17 protein-coding genes are annotated in these 17,553 nt (G+C 46.7%); 7 read left to right on the top strand and 10 right to left on the bottom strand.

The annotated features are described in order from the left end of the window. Nucleotides 1-314: 314 nt before the first annotated feature. The gene (locus ACF8CV_RS09120; RefSeq protein WP_023623768.1) at nt 315-1,295 is read right to left on the bottom strand and encodes a rhodanese-related sulfurtransferase; all 981 of its coding nucleotides are present in this window, start codon (nt 1,293-1,295) and stop codon (nt 315-317) included. Nucleotides 1,296-1,620: 325 nt separating this feature from the next. Between ACF8CV_RS09120 and ACF8CV_RS09115 the strand changes: the two genes are divergently transcribed. Further along, entirely contained in the window at nt 1,621-2,109 is a 489-nt protein-coding gene (locus tag ACF8CV_RS09115) for a GNAT family N-acetyltransferase (RefSeq protein WP_005462686.1), read from the top strand. A gap of 76 nt (nt 2,110-2,185) precedes the next feature. Here ACF8CV_RS09115 and ACF8CV_RS09110 read toward each other — a convergent pair whose 3' ends face one another. After that, on the bottom strand, nt 2,186-3,481 hold the full coding sequence (locus tag ACF8CV_RS09110; RefSeq protein ID WP_138938102.1) for an alpha/beta fold hydrolase: 1,296 nt from the start codon (nt 3,479-3,481) through the stop codon (nt 2,186-2,188). Between the two features lie 210 nt (nt 3,482-3,691). On the opposite strand from ACF8CV_RS09110, the gene ACF8CV_RS09105 reads away from it, so the two are divergent. After that, nucleotides 3,692-4,849, top strand: coding sequence for a D-alanyl-D-alanine carboxypeptidase family protein (locus tag ACF8CV_RS09105; protein ID WP_005462693.1), 1,158 nt, complete (start codon nt 3,692-3,694; stop codon nt 4,847-4,849). An 84-nt stretch (nt 4,850-4,933) separates the two neighbouring features. On the opposite strand, the gene ACF8CV_RS09100 is transcribed toward ACF8CV_RS09105, so the two are convergent. Beyond that, nucleotides 4,934-7,591 (bottom strand): alpha-amylase family glycosyl hydrolase, encoded by a 2,658-nt coding sequence (locus tag ACF8CV_RS09100; protein WP_208871068.1) that lies wholly within the window; start codon nt 7,589-7,591, stop codon nt 4,934-4,936. Nucleotides 7,592-7,720: 129 nt separating this feature from the next. Continuing rightward, the gene (locus tag ACF8CV_RS09095) at nt 7,721-9,184 is read right to left on the bottom strand and encodes an AraC family transcriptional regulator (protein WP_171055947.1); all 1,464 of its coding nucleotides are present in this window, start codon (nt 9,182-9,184) and stop codon (nt 7,721-7,723) included. 167 nt (nt 9,185-9,351) lie between these two features. Between ACF8CV_RS09095 and ACF8CV_RS09090 the strand changes: the two genes are divergently transcribed. Together ACF8CV_RS09090 and ACF8CV_RS09085 are read left to right on the top strand one after the other, a co-directional pair. Next, nucleotides 9,352-10,005 carry an oxygen-insensitive NAD(P)H-dependent nitroreductase NfsB gene (locus ACF8CV_RS09090; RefSeq protein ID WP_017634436.1) on the top strand — a complete coding sequence of 218 codons (654 nt, stop codon included), beginning with the start codon at nt 9,352-9,354 and terminating at the stop codon, nt 10,003-10,005. 69 nt (nt 10,006-10,074) lie between these two features. Further along, entirely contained in the window at nt 10,075-10,365 is a 291-nt protein-coding gene (locus ACF8CV_RS09085) for a putative quinol monooxygenase (RefSeq protein ID WP_047009627.1), read from the top strand. Here the strand turns inward: ACF8CV_RS09085 and ACF8CV_RS09080 are convergent. Beyond that, nucleotides 10,362-11,285, bottom strand: a complete 924-nt coding sequence (locus tag ACF8CV_RS09080; RefSeq protein ID WP_138938195.1) for a LysR family transcriptional regulator — start codon at nt 11,283-11,285, stop codon at nt 10,362-10,364. The genes ACF8CV_RS09085 and ACF8CV_RS09080 overlap by 4 nt on opposite strands. Nucleotides 11,286-11,435: 150 nt before the next feature. Between ACF8CV_RS09080 and ACF8CV_RS09075 the strand changes: the two genes are divergently transcribed. Next, nucleotides 11,436-11,654 carry a VF530 family DNA-binding protein gene (locus ACF8CV_RS09075; RefSeq protein ID WP_005396617.1) on the top strand — a complete coding sequence of 73 codons (219 nt, stop codon included), beginning with the start codon at nt 11,436-11,438 and terminating at the stop codon, nt 11,652-11,654. A gap of 111 nt (nt 11,655-11,765) precedes the next feature. Here the strand turns inward: ACF8CV_RS09075 and ACF8CV_RS09070 are convergent, their stop codons facing one another. After that, nucleotides 11,766-12,218 (bottom strand): thioesterase family protein, encoded by a 453-nt coding sequence (locus ACF8CV_RS09070; protein ID WP_005480116.1) that lies wholly within the window; start codon nt 12,216-12,218, stop codon nt 11,766-11,768. A 210-nt stretch (nt 12,219-12,428) separates the two neighbouring features. Between ACF8CV_RS09070 and ACF8CV_RS09065 the strand changes: the two genes are divergently transcribed. Both ACF8CV_RS09065 and ACF8CV_RS09060 read left to right on the top strand, forming a co-directional pair. Continuing rightward, nucleotides 12,429-13,193, top strand: a complete 765-nt coding sequence (locus ACF8CV_RS09065) for a ferredoxin--NADP reductase (RefSeq protein WP_005499911.1) — start codon at nt 12,429-12,431, stop codon at nt 13,191-13,193. A 151-nt stretch (nt 13,194-13,344) separates the two neighbouring features. Next, nucleotides 13,345-13,833, top strand: coding sequence for an RDD family protein (locus ACF8CV_RS09060; RefSeq protein WP_138938101.1), 489 nt, complete (start codon nt 13,345-13,347; stop codon nt 13,831-13,833). A gap of 33 nt (nt 13,834-13,866) precedes the next feature. On the opposite strand, the gene ACF8CV_RS09055 is transcribed toward ACF8CV_RS09060, so the two are convergent. From ACF8CV_RS09055 to ACF8CV_RS09040, 4 genes are all read right to left on the bottom strand, one after another. Then, nucleotides 13,867-14,538 (bottom strand): DUF2057 domain-containing protein, encoded by a 672-nt coding sequence (locus tag ACF8CV_RS09055; RefSeq protein WP_005499910.1) that lies wholly within the window; start codon nt 14,536-14,538, stop codon nt 13,867-13,869. Nucleotides 14,539-14,816: 278 nt separating this feature from the next. Further along, nucleotides 14,817-15,962, bottom strand: coding sequence for an AI-2E family transporter (locus ACF8CV_RS09050; RefSeq protein ID WP_005484213.1), 1,146 nt, complete (start codon nt 15,960-15,962; stop codon nt 14,817-14,819). Further along, nucleotides 15,955-16,641: a potassium channel family protein gene (locus ACF8CV_RS09045; protein ID WP_005462716.1), complete on the bottom strand. Its 687-nt coding sequence runs from the start codon at nt 16,639-16,641 to the stop codon at nt 15,955-15,957. The genes ACF8CV_RS09050 and ACF8CV_RS09045 overlap by 8 nt, the downstream gene beginning before the upstream one ends. A gap of 16 nt (nt 16,642-16,657) precedes the next feature. Continuing rightward, nucleotides 16,658-17,548, bottom strand: a complete 891-nt coding sequence (locus tag ACF8CV_RS09040; RefSeq protein ID WP_005480130.1) for an HlyD family secretion protein — start codon at nt 17,546-17,548, stop codon at nt 16,658-16,660. Nucleotides 17,549-17,553: the final 5 nt, after the last annotated feature.

Below are 17,553 nucleotides of genomic sequence, written 5' to 3'. Positions count from 1 at the left end.
GTAATTGTATGTAATTTAACTATCTGAAAATATTTATTTTTAGGTGTTTTTAATTGATTTTATGAATGAAATTCTGAGCATTCTATTGGTATGGTTTTTGAGTTTGTTTTGCTGCTAACACTGATGAGGGGGAAGTGCTCAGGGCTAAGTGCGATTGTGATCTTGGTGGTTTTTTTAGGTGTGTTTACTGTTGTCGAGTTCGATTTGAAACGTAAATGTTTTGCTTGAATGTTAGTGGGAAAGTGAATAAATAGTGATTGTAAAAAAAGAGGGCGGGCTATATGGGATAAGGCCCGCCAAAGCCTTTGAGTCACTTAAGCTTGTTTACGTTGAGCTGCTTTTTTCGCTAGCTTTGCTTCGCGTCGCTGCGCACGTTGCTTAGCACTTTCACCACCAACGTGCTGCTCGCCTCGTTGATCGGCTAATGAAACTTGCTTTTCGCGCTCGCGGAATCGCGCAACTTGCTCTTCTGAATGTTTGCCGTGACATTTCGGGCAGCTCACGCCTTGCTCGAACAATTCAGACTGCTTGTCTTCTTCTGTGATCGGTAATCGACAAGCGTTACACAAATCGTAATCGGCTTTCTCAAGCTGGTGGTTGACAGCCACACGACCGTCAAACACGTAACAATCGCCTTCCCACATGCTCTCTTCTTGTGGTACTTCTTCAAGGTATTTAAGAATGCCGCCTTCTAGGTGGTAAACTTCCTCAAAGCCTTGCTCTTTCATGTAAGCGGTTGATTTTTCGCAGCGGATACCACCTGTACAGAACATCGCAACTTTCTTGTGTTTTGCCGGATCCATGTTTTCTTTCACATAGCCTGGGAACTCACGGAACGTTTCAGTATTTGGGTTTACAGCCCCTTTGAAGGTACCGATTTCGATTTCGTAATCGTTGCGAGTATCCACCACAAACACTTCTGGATCGGCGATCAAATCGTTCCAATCTTGAGGTTTCACATACGTACCCACCACATGGCGAGGGTCGATGCCTTCAACACCCAATGTCACGATCTCTTTTTTCAGCTTCACTTTGGTGCGGTTGAATGGTTGCGTTTCAGAGTAAGATTCTTTGTAGACCGTGCCCGTTAAACGAGGCTCAGTATTTAGCCACTCAAGCAGCGTATCAATACCCGCGCGGTCAGAGGCGACCGTACCATTAATACCTTCCCCAGCCAGCAGTAACGTGCCGCGAATATGGTGTTTTTCCATCAACGCAAGTAATGGCTCGCGTAGCTCTTGATAGTTATTCAGCTCCACAAACTTGTACAGCGCACAGACTACATACTGACTCATGAGATTTCCTTTATAAAAACAGGTGGTCGATGACCTTTAAATTTTAGCGGCTCGGAGTATACCTGAGTAAATTAGTCGGAAATACGGACAAAATTTACGGATATTCCTGTCAGAAGAGAGGCGATGCTGGATGGCAAAGCGCTCGGCAGCGAGACAAATCCGGTATGTGTTCAAACTCTTGGCAAAAACAAAAGGAGGAAAGGGAAATCAAACTCGACATGGTTGGTTGAAATTTGTACTGTGGCTAGGCTTTATATTTCTACCTAAATAGGTGATGAGCGAAAGCCAAAATGACAATAAAACCATCAGTTAGCAGGAAAAGGACATGCAGCAGTTTCACATCAGAAGGCTGAGAGAAGAAGATATCCCTTTACTCAAAGGATTATTGGTAGAGCTCGATACCTCTCACTATGAAGCCGAGCCTAACTTCTACCGATCACCCGAAGAAATGGCGCAGCTAAGGGAAGAACGTGGCGTCTTTGACAAGTATTTCGATGACAGCATGATCGCCTTTATCGCTTGCTCACATCGACAAGTCGTTGGATTTATCTCTGGTACCGTTCGAGATATTGACTCGATGGTTTCTGTTGCAAAGCGCGTTGGCTTCGTTAACGAGTTGGTGGTCTCGGAAAGTCACCGCAACTTAGGAATAGGCTTGTCGCTCATGGACAAAATCGAAAGTGATTTGTGCAATCAAGGTATTGAAGAAATTGGTTTAACCGTCGCATCGTTTAATCATGAAGGCGAAGATTTTTATCATAAGATGGGTTATCGCGTGATGACTAAAATGATGAGCAAAAGAGTGAAAGACTGATCGCCATTGTTCATAAGCTGCTATAAACGCCTTTTCACTAAATACTGAAAAGGCGTTTTTCTAACGTCTGTCCTGCTTATTTCAACGTAGCTGCGGTCTGTTTGCCCATGGCTATGAGCCTGTCGAGAATACGTTCACCGTCGGCACGCAAACCGTTGTGCTCGTACTCGTTGGTGATCCACGCTTTTGAGTTTGGGATTAACGCGAGCGTCTCTCGGCTGATATCCATTTCAACAAACATATCATCGGCGTAAACGGCGCAACTGACAGGCACTTTATTTTGAGCCAATTGTGTTTGATCGTACAGCGCAGCCCAATCTTCTTTCGCGGCCAATATTTCTGCGGCGTCTTTTAGTGGCTTGAGGTTGACGTATTGGTCGAACATCCACGGGAAGACCATTTCCCCCGTAAAGTAAAACGGCTGGCCAGGTTCATAATTAAACTCTGGTCGGGTTTGGCGAACACGGTGCGCACTCCAACTCGACGCAAAGCCTTGGCAGTAAATCGATTCATGCAAAATGGCGTAGATCGGGTTGGTTTGGAAGTTTTGCTGCGCCAACATATCGTTCAAGAACTCATAACGAAGTTGTGGTTTGCCGTTCACTTCAATCAACGCGCTTTCTAGCCAATAGTAAGTTGGCAAGAAAGTATCACTCACACCAAAGTTGATGCCGATTTGTTGAAATTGCTCCACCGTGAAGCGTTGACCATTTGGTAGGTACTCTTCGTTTTCCAGCAAGTGATTCGCAATGTTTTGGCAAAGTTGTTGCGCACTTGGAAATTGTTGGAAGAACGCTTGGTTTTTCTCCATGGTGCGTTTGAAGGTGGCTTCATACACATCGTCGGCATGACGCGAGACAGATGGCACGCCACCTGTGATGTAGCTTTGTAGCAAGCTGTCTGGGAACAAAGACAAATAGGTGAGGGAGCAAAAACCACCAAAGCTTTGACCTAAGATCGCCCATTTTTCGACGCCAAATTGCTCACGAATGTACTCCGCGTCGCGCACGATGTTATCCGCTCGGAAGTGGCTCAAGTAGTCTGCTTGTTGCTCTGGCGTGAGGTGAGCAAGCGTCTGATGATTAATTACGCTGCTGTTGCCCGTACCGCGCTGGTCGAGAAGCAAAACTCGGTACTCTTGCAGCGCGCATTTTACCCAGCCGCTATTGCCGTTTTGACGCGGAGAGGGAAAGCCAGGCCCGCCCTGAAAGTAAACCAACCAAGGTTTGGTCGATTCTTCATCGCCAACTAGGCAAACCGCTCGGGCGAAGACTTCAATGGTGCCTTTGCTTGCGTCTTGGTAATCCAGAGGAACGGTAAAACTGTGGGGAGTGTAATGCAATCCTGCGTCGATAAATGATTGAGCGTTCATTGTTATCTTTATTTCCTTATTGAGGGGTAGTGCTACTTTACTGCGAATGGCATGAAGAACCAATGCTATTTCCCAATCGCCTCTTCAGTTCTATACCTTGGTCAAATCAATGTAAGTTCAAGAAAATGAAACGATTAGCGACTGGTGCAACTGGTTGAGTGAGCTATGCTCAATAGAGTTGCGACAAAGTAAGAGCATGGAGGAAGTCGGATGAAAGTGTCACTGGCTCGATGGACAATTGTGACTTGTTTAATAAGCGTACCTACTTTTGCCGTTGTTACGCCTAACCCACCTCAGTTACAGGCAAAAGGCTACGTATTAATGGACTTTCAATCCGGTGCCATTATTGCCGAGCATAACGGGCGAGCAGGCCTTGCTCCGGCGAGTTTAACCAAGTTGATGACCGCTTATGTAGTTGGACAAGAAATCAAAGCGGGGCGTTTGAAATGGGATGATGTTGTCACCGTGAGCGAAAACGCGTGGTCGGCCAAGTTTCCCGGTTCTTCTAAAATGTTCATCAAACCGAAAGATGAAATTAGTGTTGCGAACTTAATGCGCGGCGTGATCATCCAATCAGGAAATGACGCGTGCGTTGCACTGGCTGAGCACGTTGCAGGCAGTGAACGCGGCTTTGTCGCCTTGATGAATGGTTGGGCGGAGAAATTAGGACTGCAAGACACCTATTTTGTGAACTCCCATGGTCTTGATAGTGATGGCATCCAAACCTCACCAACCGATATGGCAAAACTCATGCAGTCGATCATCAGCGATGTTCCTGATGTGTATGCGCTATACAGCGAGAAAGTCTTCAAGTGGAACGACATTACGCAGTACAACCGCAATAAGTTGTTATGGGATAATTCCATTGATGTCGACGGGGGCAAAACCGGCTACACCAGCAATGCCGGATACAGCTTGGTGAGCTCGGCCAAAGAAGGAAGAATGCGCCTTATCTCGGTGGTGATGGGTACGCCAAGTAAACAGGCTAGGATCAGCCAATCGAAGAATCTACTCAGCTATGGTTTTCGCTTTTATGACACCAAGCAAGTTGCTAAACAGGGCCAAGTTGAGTCTAAAGTTCGCGTTTGGAAGGGAAATACTAATCAAGTTGAGGCGATCTTTGCTAAAGATGCCTATCTCACTCTGCCTCGTTCAATGACGGCTGGGCTTGATAAGAGTGTGGTGTTAAATGAACCGTTGATTGCGCCGATCGCGCAAGGAGATGAGATTGGTAAGGTCGTTTGGAAAAGCGATGACAGTACCGTGGCGAGTTATCCCTTGGTCAGCAGCCAAGCGGTAGAAGAGGGCTCGTGGTTCGGTCAGCTTTGGGACAGTCTGGTGCTGTGGGTGAAATCGTTCTTTAACTAGAATAAAAACGAGCAGAAGTGTCTTTCTGTATTCTTTTGTTGATGGCCGCCCAGCTAAACGCTGGGCGGTGTCTTATTTAACGGTTTATTCCGACAAGGTGATGATTGGTAAATCGTCCCAAATCTTACTTTCATCCGATGCGCCACCGGAGAAGTTCCAAGGGCCTTTGTCTTGCTCTAGCGGACGGTAAGTTGCCGAAAGGCCGTCTAAGTCCCAAGTCGTGACATAGAAGCGGATACCATCGAGCGAATCTGGGCGGCCTAGTGCATCGCTAGCAAAGTCCATCGAAATGGTGTTGTTGGCTTTGTCTACCGTGACCATTGGCGCTGGCGTTACGGCTTCTCCCCATGTCGTCGCATTTGCTCCTTTGGTGTTGTAAATCGAGCTTTGCCAGCCAAAAACAACCGCATTGCGACTCCAGGTTCCGTTTGGCATAGAAGCGTTGATCTTCGGTAGCTCAGACAAGTTGGTTGCGGCTTCTTCCGGTAAATCAATAAAGATGGTGAAACCCACGTGGTCGAAGCCGTTTGGTGGCAACCAAGTGTCGGTGATCTTGTCCATGGTGAAGGTCAAACGTACGTTACTGCCAACGGTAAACACTTCTGCTTTGTTGATCGCGAGCTGGCTGCTGTCTTTGTCGAACGTTGGATCGGTTGGTAGCGAGTAGTTACCGTTAGGACCGCCCATGCCGTCTTGTGCATCGCCTGCATCATCAATGGTGTCGTCCGGCGTGTTTGACCAGCTTAGGTTGGAGACAAAATTCACGTCCTCGATGCTTGCTTTTTTCTCGGTGGAATAAATCGCGAAGCGGTGCTGTTGTTCGCCAATCGCAAAATGACGAGTCGACAGCGTGACGCTAAACTGACCATCAGCGCCTACAGTAATGGCTTGCGCTGTTTCCAAGTTACCATCGACGACAAGGTTCAACTTCTCGTTGGCGTTCGCACTACCCGCGATAACAATATCACCAGTGATGGTTTGTCCTTCCCAATCCTGCGCCAGTTGGATGTTGAGGTCTGGGGTATTTACAGATTGGTTGCTGCTTGTTTTTGAGTAAATTACTGCTGATTTAGCTGGCAGTTCCAACGTCACATGGCCATTTTCATCTGCGACTAACTGTTCTGGAGCGTGTGCCCAGTTCGACATGATTTGTTGTTTGAAGACGGTGCCGCCAACTTGTTCTACATCGAGTTGGTTCATCAACATCGGCGAGTTGGATGTATTCATCACAACCAAGACTTCGTCGTTATCCAACGTTCGGGTAAAGGCGAACACGCCCGCGCCCGCTTTATCGCTGCCAATCACTTTCATTTCGCCACGTGTCATGACTTTGTTTTCAGTGCGTAGCTTGGCAAGTTCTTGAATAAACAAGTACATCTCACTGTTTTGGTCGAACGAGTCTACGTAGTTGCCATCTTCACGATACCCTCCGGCGAACATCGCATCACGCGCCGCTGACATTGCTTGCTCTGTACCTTGGTAAATCACAGGAATACCAGGTACGCTCATCATGGTGATCAGTGCTTGTTTCATGTCATTCACGCTACCTTGCGACAGAAAGCGCGGCATGTCGTGATTATCAATGAAGTTCGGCATGATGTATGGATTTGGGAACATCTCCATCATTTTCTCAAGACGGAAACGTAAATAGTCGGTCGGTTGCCCTGATGCAAATACGCGCGTCATGGTCGCTTGCAATGGGAAGTTCAGTACCGAGGTTAGCTGTTTCGGCGAGCCCCTTTCACCGATGTAAGTCAACATTTTCTCTTCGCCTTCGGTGTGGTAAGGCGTAGATGTTTCGAATACTTCACCAAAAGTGAGGAAGTTGTCACGACCGGTATCAACCGCTTGCGTCATCACACCATCGTCGGCGTGTAGGAAATCGTTCCAGAAATCGTGTTCAACAAACTTCACCGTATCGATACGAAATCCGTCGACGCCGACTTCGCGAATCCATTTTCGGTAGCTCTCTTTTAGATAAGCGCGTACTTCAGGATCGGACGTATTAAGGTCATCCAAATCAGAGAGTTGCCAGGTTTTTTCTTGTACCGGATCGTTGTGGTCGGTGATGGTTGGCGTCCAGTGGTAACTACCTGTGTCGTCTGTTTTACACTCGTTCATGTTGAGTGGGTACGGCAGTTCTTGCCCGGCGGGTAGTGCATTTTTTATCAAACGGAAGCCTTGGCAAGGTAGGCTTGGATCATAACTGTAAGGATCATCGTAGGTGAAGAAGTTGCCTACATGGTTGGTCACGATGTCCTGAATTAAGAACATGTTACGTGCATGCACTTCGCGTGCTAACGCTTGGTAGCTTTCCATGTCACCAAAGTGTTCATCCACTTTTTGAAAATCGCGCGCCCAGTACCCATGGTAGCCGCCGTAGTTTTGCTCAGCATCCCACCATTGGTTAGCAACTGGCGGAGTAATCCAGATCGATGTGGCACCGAGATCTTCGATGTAGCTTAACTTATCACTCACGCCAACGAGGTCGCCGCCGCTGAATTTTTTATCCGACGTCGGATCGAATTCGTTTTGCCCTTGATCATTGAGAGCGCTGTCGCCGTCGTTAAAACGGTCGATCATCAGGAAGTAAATGATTTGCTCTTGCCAATCAGGGGATGCCACGTGGCTGCCTGTATCGATTGGTGTGGTTTCGTCGCTTCCACAGCCAGAAAGAGCAAGAGCGATCGCTAAAGGAAGTATTTTTATTTTATTCATTGGGTTAGGTAGAGTTTCAAACACAGTTTTTGCCTCCGTTATGCAGCAATGCAGAAACGATAAAGCAAAGGTTTGAAATTGAGAGTGTCATTTCACGCCAAAAAAGACGTGAAATGATGTCACGAAGCGGCGACTTTGATCTGACCGACAGTTTTAATTGAGCGGTTGCACAATAGGATATTGTATCGGGTAATGCTCTTTCGCGAGCTCGTTGTCGGATTCATCATAAAGGCGGAAACGGCACTGCTTTGCAGTTTGAGTGAGCGATAATTGTAGCACCCAACAAGCATAATGTAGCGAGTGTTGGGTCAAGCGCATTGCGTGAGGTGTGGGGTCATCATCGGCGTAACAGTCAATCCTCGCAACGTTTTCAAGTCGGCATGCCAGTTCGATAAAGAGCGTATATTGCGCCCCAATGTTAATAAGTTGCCGAGTCGGGACAATATATTCCGTTGCGCCAATTAAAAGCCCCTTAGAAACCACATAATCACGCTGGTGGTTATTCTCAATGTAACGTTCCCCATCGACTTCATAACACAGGCGAAAGGTAAGGGGATGCGCCACCGGAAGTTCAGTCGTTGCCCAGAGTTCGGTGCCATGACTTAAAAAACGCTCGAAGAAGGCGGGATAGCGCCGCCATGCGCCATCACGGTCACGGCATTCTACCGAGACCACTTTTTCAAACGCAATATTGTCCACTTCCATCCAGATTTTGCCGACAGGTTGGTCGATGTGGTTATCGTCGAAGGTATTGGCTTTGGCGTAGTACAAGCGGATCGGTTGCTGATTTAGCTGAGTTCGGTTATCCAAACATTGTTGGCGATACTGCATGGGTGAAAACGGATACCAACGACGAAAAGTGCGGTGAAAGTTCGATGGTTCTTCGTAACCAAGTTGATAGGCGATTTGCTGCGTTGTGAGTTGGGTGTCGGCAAGCAAAGTGAGTGCTTGCTTTCTTTTAGCGAAATCAACGCATTGAGAGTAGCTCATTTGCTTCTCTTGCAGTCGACGTTGCAAGGTGCGTTTGGAGACGCCCAGTTGCCTTGCCGCTTGCTCTAACTTGAGCGCGTAATTGCTGTTTTTGATGAACAAGGCGTTCAAAACACTCAGTAATTCTGGTTGTTCAATTGGCTGGTGAGAAAGCAGCAAATAAACATGTTTCACCAAGTCAAACACGTTTGAACTCGTTTTAGAATCTTGCGTTTCCTCTAGAAAAATATCGGCCGCGAGTGGATTGTTGGCGTGAACTTGTACCTGTATTGATTCGCTTAGCTCAAGCATTTCCAACTGCATTTTGAGCAAGCCAAACACCGACTCGGCCCAACTTGGCATATCGGCCGTTCTGCATTCGACTTGCAGATGGATTTGGGCATCACCATGTTGCAATGTGACGTACAAACGGCGGTCGAATAATGAAACACTTTTACTCCACCAAAGTAGCCCTTCTTGGAGGTTAGGCGCTTCTTTCAACATCATGCATTGCAAGGCCACCAACTTCTCAATGTGCCAATATTCGCCGGCAATTCGAAGGTGATTGTGACCGAGCTTTTTGCACAGAAAGGATGTAATAACGTTATCTTGAGGCAGCATGAGTTGAGTTTGGTTGCGAGCAAACATGCATTATTGCTGAAAAGATGAAGAAGTTCAGTGAGAACGCTCAAAGCCTTTCTTATCGTTTTATTTTCAAATTTATTTTGAAAATGTTTTTAATCGAAATCGGTTTTTCCCTTTATCTCATGAGGTTATGCTGTTACACAGCTTAAGTTCATTAATTGGAGAACCTCATGGATATCGTACAAGCTGCAAAATCTCGTTACTCAACGAAAGTGTTTGACCCAACGCGCAAGCTACCTCAAGAAAAAATCGACGCAGTTAAAGAGCTGATTCGTTTTAGTCCATCGAGTGTGAATTCTCAACCTTGGCATTTCATTCTGGCAAGCACAGAAGAAGGCAAACAGCGCATCGCTAAAGCGGCGCAAGATAACTACGCGTTTAACGCGGCGAAGATTCTCAATGCTTCTCACGTATTGGTGTTTTGTGCAAAAACAGGCATCGATAACGACTACATTGAAGCGCTAATGGTGCAAGAAGAAAAAGATGGTCGATTCCCAACTGAAGAAGCGAAAGCGGCTGTACGCGGTGGTCGTAGCTACTTTGTGAACATGCACCGTTTTGATCTGAAAGATGCGAACCATTGGATGGAGAAACAAGTTTACCTCAACGTGGGTACGTTGCTGCTGGGAGCTTCGACGCTAGAAATTGATGCAGTGCCAATTGAAGGGTTTGATCCCAAAGTACTGGATGAAGAATTTGGCTTGCGCGAAAAAGGTTACACCAGCGTTGTGATCGTGCCGCTTGGCTACCACGCGGAAGATGACTTCAACGCGAAAACGCCAAAGTCTCGCTGGGACGCAGAAACCGTATTCACCGAGATCTAATTCGAGCTTACTTGCAGGTGACGTAGAACCCTGTAATCAATATATAAATCGCAAAAGAGTGATAAAACGATGATCCACTTAGTTGCAGAAGTGAAAGCCTATCCAGATAGTAAGGATCAGGTGGCGAATTTGCTTGCTGGTTTACTAGAGCCAACTCGCAAAGAAGAAGGCTGTTGCCAATACGAGTTGTATCTCGACGAAAAAGTTGAAGGCCTATTTATGTTCCAAGAGATTTGGGCATCGCAAGAGGCCTTGGATAAGCATTTGCAAAGCCCGCACATGGCGACGTTTCTTGAAACATTAGAAGAGAACGATTGGGTTGAATATACCCAGATTCGTCCTCTTCGATTTATCGCCTAATGACAGAAGGTTGCCAGCACGTTGGCGCGTTGTTGGCAGCATTTTTGTTGGATAAAGTCGCGGAAAGTCCGAATCGTTGGCGTTAGTAAGCGACGATCGGCACACACCATGTAGAGTGGCACTGGGCCGCAATCCCACTCTGGTAACACTCGCACCAATCTTCCCTCGATTAAGTCTCCGCTGATGTCCATCAACGATTTATTCGCAATGCCTTTGCCTTTGATCGCTAACCGATGTGGCAAGTCACTATCGTTGCTCATCAAGTTACCGCTGACCACGACTTGTTCTTTCTCACCGTCACGCGTGAGCGTCCATTTGTTGTAGACCGAATCCGCGACCATATAGCACAAACAGTTGTGTTGCGTTAAATCGGCAGGAGAGATGAGTTCTGGGTGTGTGGCTACGTACTCTGGCGATGCACATAAGATCCGTTCGTTTGCCCCACACAAAGCCAACACGACCAGATTGGAGTCGGCCGGCTCGCCGTAGCGAATCGCAATATCGACAGGCTTGGTGTACATATCCGTCAAGCTATCGGACAGCTCTAGTTTTATGGAAACATTTGGGTAGAGATCGATGAACTCATCCACCCAATCGAGCAACATATTGCGACCAAAATCGGAGGGCGCAGTAATGTGCAGTTGACCAGATAACTCGCCACGCGCACTTGAGATCTGATCCAACCCCTCTTGCAATGTTGCCAACGCTTGCGTGGTTTTGTCTAAAAACAGTTCGCCCTCTGAGGTTAAACGCAGGCTTCGGGTAGAACGCACAAACAGCGGGAAACCGATTTGCCCTTCAAGACGCTTAATCGATGCGCTAATGGCGGCAGGTGTCATGTCCATGCTGTTAGCGGCTTTTGAAAAGCTGCCTTGGCGCGCGGTTTCGACAAAAATATTGAGGTCGTTGAGGGCTTTCATCGTGAAAAGGATGTTTGTGAAGTTTGAGCTACTATAGGGGAGATGAGCAAAGTAATTCAAGCTAAACGCCTTTGAAGGTGAAAACATTAGGTTAAGTGGTCACTTTGAGTTAGATTAGCCCGCCACTTACATCGTTACTGGATCAACAACATGAGCAACGAACAGCCGAATAACCCTCTGCATGGGTTGAGTTTAGAAAAAATCGTCACCCGACTAGTTGAACACTTTGGTTGGAATGGCCTGTATGAGCGCGTTCGAGTGAACTGTTTTAAGAAAGATCCGTCGATCAAATCTTCTCTGAAGTTTTTGCGTAAAACGCAATGGGCACGAGACAAAGTCGAAGCGCTGTATATCGAGACGTTTTGCTAAGCGTTACGCTTTCAGCTAAAAAATCCGAATCAAAAAAGGTGGCCATGAGCCACCTTTTTGTTTTCTAACTGTACTTGTTTCTTCGCTGACTTTTTACTGTCCGCTGCCGATTTATTCCAAATGATGCGTACTGCCAACCGTGCTTTCTAACTCAAGAATGGATTGGCGCACATGGTCAGGAATGGCCGCTTTCTCGTTGTTTTTAAAATCGAACATCACGCCTGTCGCGGTTGAGACCGTCGTAATCTTGCCCCATTTTTTACTCAATACTTGATATTCCATAGTGATGCGATCTTCTTGCATGTCGATCACGCGCGAGCCGACCAGCAACGTGTCTGGGTAAGTAACAGGCAGTTTGTAGCGACATTGCGTCTCGCTGAGTACTGGCCCAATTTGCGAGGTTTGCAGGTCGACCAGCAGATTAATTTTGTTGAAGTAATCTAAACGCGCCGTCTCAAAGTAGCGAAAATAGACCACGTTATTGACGTGTTGCAGAGCATCCATTTCACCCCATGCGACTTTGATCTCTGTGATAACGGGAAAGTCCTTTAACAGTGTGTCCATTTTTAGTGCTCCTTTTTCATCTGCATTGCCACAAATTGCGACGCGACTTATCACTTTGAGCATTTATTCTAGATGTAATCATTTAATATGTAATAAAATTGTTTTTAAAATGTGAAATGAAATGGCAGTCTTATTATGTAAACTAGAAACTTTACATAATTGAGTTGAAGGCGTAAGTTTAACTAAGAGTAACCAAATAGGAGGTGTCTCATGACTGAGCTGAAAGGTTTCAATCTAGCCAAGGTGGAAAAACGCATTGACTGGACTGGCGAGCTGTTCAGTTTAAGGGTCTCAGGCGCGCCTCTTACCTTTAAAGCCGGTCAGTTCACCAAGCTTGCTTTGCTCGATGATGAGGGCAAGCCTATCAGCCGTGCTTACTCTGTGGTTAATGCGCCAAGCGAGCAACACGAGTGGCTCGAATTCCTCATTGTGGCAGATCCTCAAGGGCAACTTTCTCCAAGGTTGCAAAAGCTAAAAGCGGGTGACCCGATTTATGTGGGTGAAACCGCGCATGGCGATCTCATTCACGACACCATTCCTAAGCAAGCGAGTGATCTATGGTTGCTTTCGACGGGGACTGGCATTGGCCCGTTTCTATCTTTGCTGGATGACATTAACCTGCTTCCTCACAATGATCGTATCGTGTTGGTGCATGGTGTTCGCTACGAAAAAGATTTGGTCTACAAATACCTGATTGAGCATCTTCAATTCCGATATGAAGGACGCTTAAAGTACGTGCCAATCGTGAGTCGTGAATCGTCACTCGGAAAACTGCAAGGTCGAATCCCAGAATTGATTGCTTCTGGTGAGCTTGCCAATAAAGTGGATGTGCCTTTCTCTCCGCAAAGCAGCTTTGTGATGCTGTGTGGTAACCCAGAGATGATTAAAGATACCTTGCCGGTGCTGCAAGGGCTAGGGTTAGAAAAGTATCGAACTCGAACAGGCGGTCACGTTATCTATGAGCGTTATTGGTAAGTATCCACTCATCGCTGAAACCGAGATAACTAAGTTATATCGGTGTAAATTAAAAATCACTTTTGAGACATGATACGAATTTATAGACTTATCAATTGAGCACATATACAACAATGCCTAGACTGCGTTCACTGTTGTTGTAGGTGGTTATATGTACTCTTCAATTGCGAGCAAAATGCAGCGGCTTATAGGCGGTTTCGTTGATCTGTTCGTCGTCATTAGCGTTGTCGTTGTTATCGCGTTGGGTATCAATTTTTGGCTCTATGACTTCCGTTTATCCCTGCAAGAAAACTTCACGCTTGTTTACGACACCCACGCGGTGTATCTCCTCACTGTTCCCATTCTTCTCGTGATTAACTGGTATTGGTTGAAGGAAGGGCAAACCATCGGCATGCGTTTTGTTGGTATCAAAGTGGTGATGAAAAATGGTCGTGCCGCGACCAAAGTGACGGTTTCCATCCGGCTTGGCATCAGCTATCTACTCGAAATGTTTATTCCTGGCGTTCCGTTGGTGAACCTTGTGCTGCTTGTTTTTCATCCAGAGCGACGTTTGTTGCATGATTTCCTTACCAAGACCAAAGTCGTGCAAGCACCTGACTTGCTACTGTCTATTTTGCATGGTCAAAAAAAGCCACATTAAGTGGCTTTTTAAATCAGGTCAGTCAATCAACGACTATTGCTGATTGATGTACGCTTTAAAGCGCGCTTTTGTTTCTGCGTCTGCTTTTTGGTACCAGAAGTGCAGCATTTCTTCTGCCGTAGAATCTGCTTTCACTGCGGTTGCACGCGCTTGTTTCATGTCTTCAGGAATCTTTGCAGGAAGCGTGACTGGTTGCATGGTCGCTGCGCCAGCAAAAGCGACGGCTGCTGTACCGCCAGCGCGGTTGTAATCTTCGATTTCACGCACGTAATCACGGCCGATTTGCATACCCGGTTTGATCAGCTTGTCTTGGTCAACTGCGACTGCTTTGCCTGAACCATCAACCAGTTTCCAATCGAGATCTTTGATGTTTTCTTCCGCGTCACGCATGTTGCGGTATTTTGGAACTTCAATCGTCAACTCTGCATTTGCAGTATCGAAGCGTGCCACGATAGCATCACTTTCTACGCTTAGACGGTCATTACCTTGGTTGAAGTAAGGTGCGTAGCGGAAAACGACTTGGTTTACGCCATCCGGTAGCGTCAATGTTTTTTCAGAAGCAAAAAAGCCGCCAGAAAGTTTCGCTTTTTCACCGTTTGCTGCCAATACTGAAACGTCGTCAGGAACGCTAACCGTAACGTCTGCGAATGCCATGCCACTCATTGCTAGAGCAAGCGCGCAAGTTAAAGGCTTGATCAATTTCATTGTTTTTATCCTAAGCTTTGTAATTGTCCCAATTCGTCAAGATCGGTCGCTCAAATGTAGGGGGATCTTGGAATTCTTTGGGTATAGCGATCAACGAGATTGCATCGTTAAGTGCTTGATTGCAACTCTCAAGTGTAAGAAGTATGAAAATTTAACAAGAACGTCATTTTTATCTCATCCGTTGCGATGAAACTGTGAGCTAAGGTTAAATAGAAACAAACCGCTGCAGGGCAACGGTTTGTTTTATTCGGTCAAAGAGAAGGCATTACCTTGGTAATTTAAATACCGGCACCATGTCCAGATTCTGTTTGTTCCTCTTCTTCTTTGAGTTCAGCCATTTCTTCTTGCTGTTGAGCTTTCTCGATGCTCAACCACCAAACGAACAACTCATACCAAATCGCCAGAATAACCGCACCTAGGAACAGGCCAACGATGCCGTAGAAAAGCATACCGCCGATGGCCCCAAGCAGAATCACAGGCATTGGTACGTCTACACCACGGCCCATAAACATTGGTTTTAGTAAGTTCTCAGACAGCGCACCGACAACCGCCCACACGGTAAACATGGTCGCGGTTGTGCTGTCTTGCGTCATGTACATGTAGCCAATCACTGGCAATACGGCAAGCAGCGCAGGAAGCTGAGCGATACACAAAATCATCAGAATCAGAGTAAGCAAACCAGCAGCAGGAACGCCAAACACGAAGAAGCCAGCACCGATCAATAGCGCTTGAATCGCAGCCACACCAACTACGCCCAGTAGCACGCTTTTAATGGTCGCGGCGATAAGCGTTGTCCAGCTTTTCGCGTTTTCGCCAGCGGTACGGATCGCGATAGTTTGTAGGCCTGATGCCAACGACTCTGAATACGTCATAAAGCCAGCAGCGATAGCCAGTGACAAGATAGACAGCAACAAGCTACCTAACACGCCGCCAACCATGCCAAGCAAAGAGGTTAATGCTGACTTGATTTGTGGCATAAAGGTTTGTATTGCTTGCTCTAAGTTAGTCGCAAAGAGCGTCCATACTTCATAAAGTTTGTCACCCACAAGAGGCCAATCAGCAACTGAAGCTTTAGGTCCAGGGATTTTTACCTGACCATTTTGCAGTACGTCCAACGCGTGTGTTGCACCATCCACGATAGAGCCCGACACCATCACTAGTGGCGTTACCAGCAGGGCGATACCCAGCAGTGCGATTGTCGTGGCAGCCAAGCCGCGTCTGCCGCCGTAAGCGCGTTGCAGTTTTTTGGTCAGTGGTAGTAGCGCTACCGCGATGATGGCACCCCAAATCACTGGAAGGATGAATGGCCTGATGATGTCGTACGTAAACATCAGCAATACGAAGATCAAGCCAATACGTATCGCTGATTCCACCATGTTACTGATGAAAAGCTTACTTTCATTTCTTTCCGATTGTTTATCCATTTTTGTTTACCTGATGATCAATGTTGGAACTGACGAGACTTGAAACAACAATCGCCATATAAAACACACCTGTAATGGCCTCTAAATACACCACGACTTGAGCCAGTGGCGTTAGAGGACTGATGTCGCCATAACCGAGCGTGGTTAAGGTGACGAAACTGAAATACGCCGCATTGGAGAAGTTCTGCCCCCAAGAAATCGCTTCCATACCGGTAAAGGCTTCAGGCGAGAACTCAAGCAGAATGAGGTAGGCAATCGCCCACATCAGACCAAGCAGCAAGAAAAGCGCGACCGAGCCAATCACTTTGTTGCTGTTGACGTGGCCAGTGAAAAGAATCTGTCTTGCGATGGATTTAAAAGTGCCGAAAAAGAACGCGAAGGTGAGGGCAAGCATCACCACATTCATCTCGCGGATGTTAAAAACGGTCTTGATCACAATCACCAGTACCCAAACACCAAACAGGGTATAGAGGAATCGAGACCACGTTTTGTCAAAACGAAGGCTGGCAAAACAGACAATGAACGTGAGAACCGTGAACGCCTGCAGTATGTGTTCAATCGTCCCTTCGCCCACCACTTGTGCCATCGCACTCCCTAGCAACAAAATTACCAGCGCTAAGGTTAGATAGAAGAAGTTGTTTTCTTCATTAATGTTTTTGAGTTTTTTACCAATGACCATGGTTCTTCTCACTTAGTTACTGTTCATTTTCTGCCGATGAATCTTTCATCACCATAATGGACGCAGAAAGCCCGAATCGAAGATCAACATCTTCGGGAAGCTCTTGGATGGAGATTCGTACCGGAATACGTTGTGCTAAGCGAATCCACTGAAAAACAGGGTTCACGTTTGGAAGAAGGTTGTAACCGACCGTGCCGTCTTTCGGCGCAATACCCCAACCGATAGAGTCAACGGTCGCGTCGATAGGCGTGTCTGGGTGAGACATCAAGGTGACACGTGCTCGGCTACCCGGTTCGATTTGCGCGAGTTGGTTTTCGCGGAAGAAGCCAAATACCCAGAAACTGTTTTTGTCGATCAGTGCGAGCAGCGGTTGGTTTGCGACCGCTTGTGTACCGTTTCGAATATCGAGGTTAGACACAAAACCATCGACGGTCGCATAAACTTTGGTGAAACTGAGGTTAAGGCGCGCTGACTTTAATTGCTCTTCTGCAGATTTGATTTGCAGTAGCGATTCTTCGTAAGCGATTTCACGACGAATCAGATCCTTGTGAGAAACAGCGCCGCGGTCTTTCGCACGAATGTCTTTAAGGCGATCGTATTCGATTTTTTTACCGCGAGAGCTCACGATGGATTTTTCCAACGCCACTTCGGCTTGAGATAGTGCGACTTCGTAAGTGGTTGGGTCGATTTCGAACAGTAAATCGCCCGTTTTCACTTCTTGGTTGTCTTGCACCGAAACATTCACAATTGGGCCAGACACTCGCGGTGCGACCTTGATGACGTTCGCGCGTACTTGGCCATCGCGTGTCCATGGGTTATTAAAATACTCTTCAAATTTTTGATAGCCGAGCCAAGCTGCGCCACCAAGAATGACAAGATTGAGTGCGATTACGAATAGTTTTTTCATCTTGT

The organism is Vibrio sp. zbq_1 (genome assembly GCF_043102935.1).
GTDB lineage: Bacteria > Pseudomonadota > Gammaproteobacteria > Enterobacterales > Vibrionaceae > Vibrio > Vibrio parahaemolyticus.
This window is presented reverse-complemented; position numbering and strand designations above follow the sequence as displayed.

Excerpts from the sequence above, each read along its gene's own strand:
- ACF8CV_RS09085 (WP_047009627.1), top strand. The coding sequence starts at position 10,075 with ATGATCCACTTAGTTGCAGAAGTGAAAGCCTATCCAGATAGTAAGGAT.
- ACF8CV_RS09055 (WP_005499910.1), bottom strand. The coding sequence starts at position 14,538 with ATGAAATTGATCAAGCCTTTAACTTGCGCGCTTGCTCTAGCAATGAGT.
- ACF8CV_RS09115 (WP_005462686.1), top strand. The coding sequence starts at position 1,621 with ATGCAGCAGTTTCACATCAGAAGGCTGAGAGAAGAAGATATCCCTTTA.
- ACF8CV_RS09070 (WP_005480116.1), bottom strand. The coding sequence starts at position 12,218 with ATGGACACACTGTTAAAGGACTTTCCCGTTATCACAGAGATCAAAGTC.
- ACF8CV_RS09075 (WP_005396617.1), top strand. The coding sequence starts at position 11,436 with ATGAGCAACGAACAGCCGAATAACCCTCTGCATGGGTTGAGTTTAGAA.
- ACF8CV_RS09065 (WP_005499911.1), top strand. The coding sequence starts at position 12,429 with ATGACTGAGCTGAAAGGTTTCAATCTAGCCAAGGTGGAAAAACGCATT.
- ACF8CV_RS09095 (WP_171055947.1), bottom strand. The coding sequence starts at position 9,184 with ATGTTTGCTCGCAACCAAACTCAACTCATGCTGCCTCAAGATAACGTT.
- ACF8CV_RS09110 (WP_138938102.1), bottom strand. The coding sequence starts at position 3,481 with ATGAACGCTCAATCATTTATCGACGCAGGATTGCATTACACTCCCCAC.
- ACF8CV_RS09080 (WP_138938195.1), bottom strand. The coding sequence starts at position 11,285 with ATGAAAGCCCTCAACGACCTCAATATTTTTGTCGAAACCGCGCGCCAA.
- ACF8CV_RS09105 (WP_005462693.1), top strand. The coding sequence starts at position 3,692 with ATGAAAGTGTCACTGGCTCGATGGACAATTGTGACTTGTTTAATAAGC.
- ACF8CV_RS09090 (WP_017634436.1), top strand. The coding sequence starts at position 9,352 with ATGGATATCGTACAAGCTGCAAAATCTCGTTACTCAACGAAAGTGTTT.
- ACF8CV_RS09040 (WP_005480130.1), bottom strand. The coding sequence starts at position 17,548 with ATGAAAAAACTATTCGTAATCGCACTCAATCTTGTCATTCTTGGTGGC.
- ACF8CV_RS09050 (WP_005484213.1), bottom strand. The coding sequence starts at position 15,962 with ATGGATAAACAATCGGAAAGAAATGAAAGTAAGCTTTTCATCAGTAAC.
- ACF8CV_RS09045 (WP_005462716.1), bottom strand. The coding sequence starts at position 16,641 with ATGGTCATTGGTAAAAAACTCAAAAACATTAATGAAGAAAACAACTTC.
- ACF8CV_RS09060 (WP_138938101.1), top strand. The coding sequence starts at position 13,345 with ATGTACTCTTCAATTGCGAGCAAAATGCAGCGGCTTATAGGCGGTTTC.
- ACF8CV_RS09120 (WP_023623768.1), bottom strand. The coding sequence starts at position 1,295 with ATGAGTCAGTATGTAGTCTGTGCGCTGTACAAGTTTGTGGAGCTGAAT.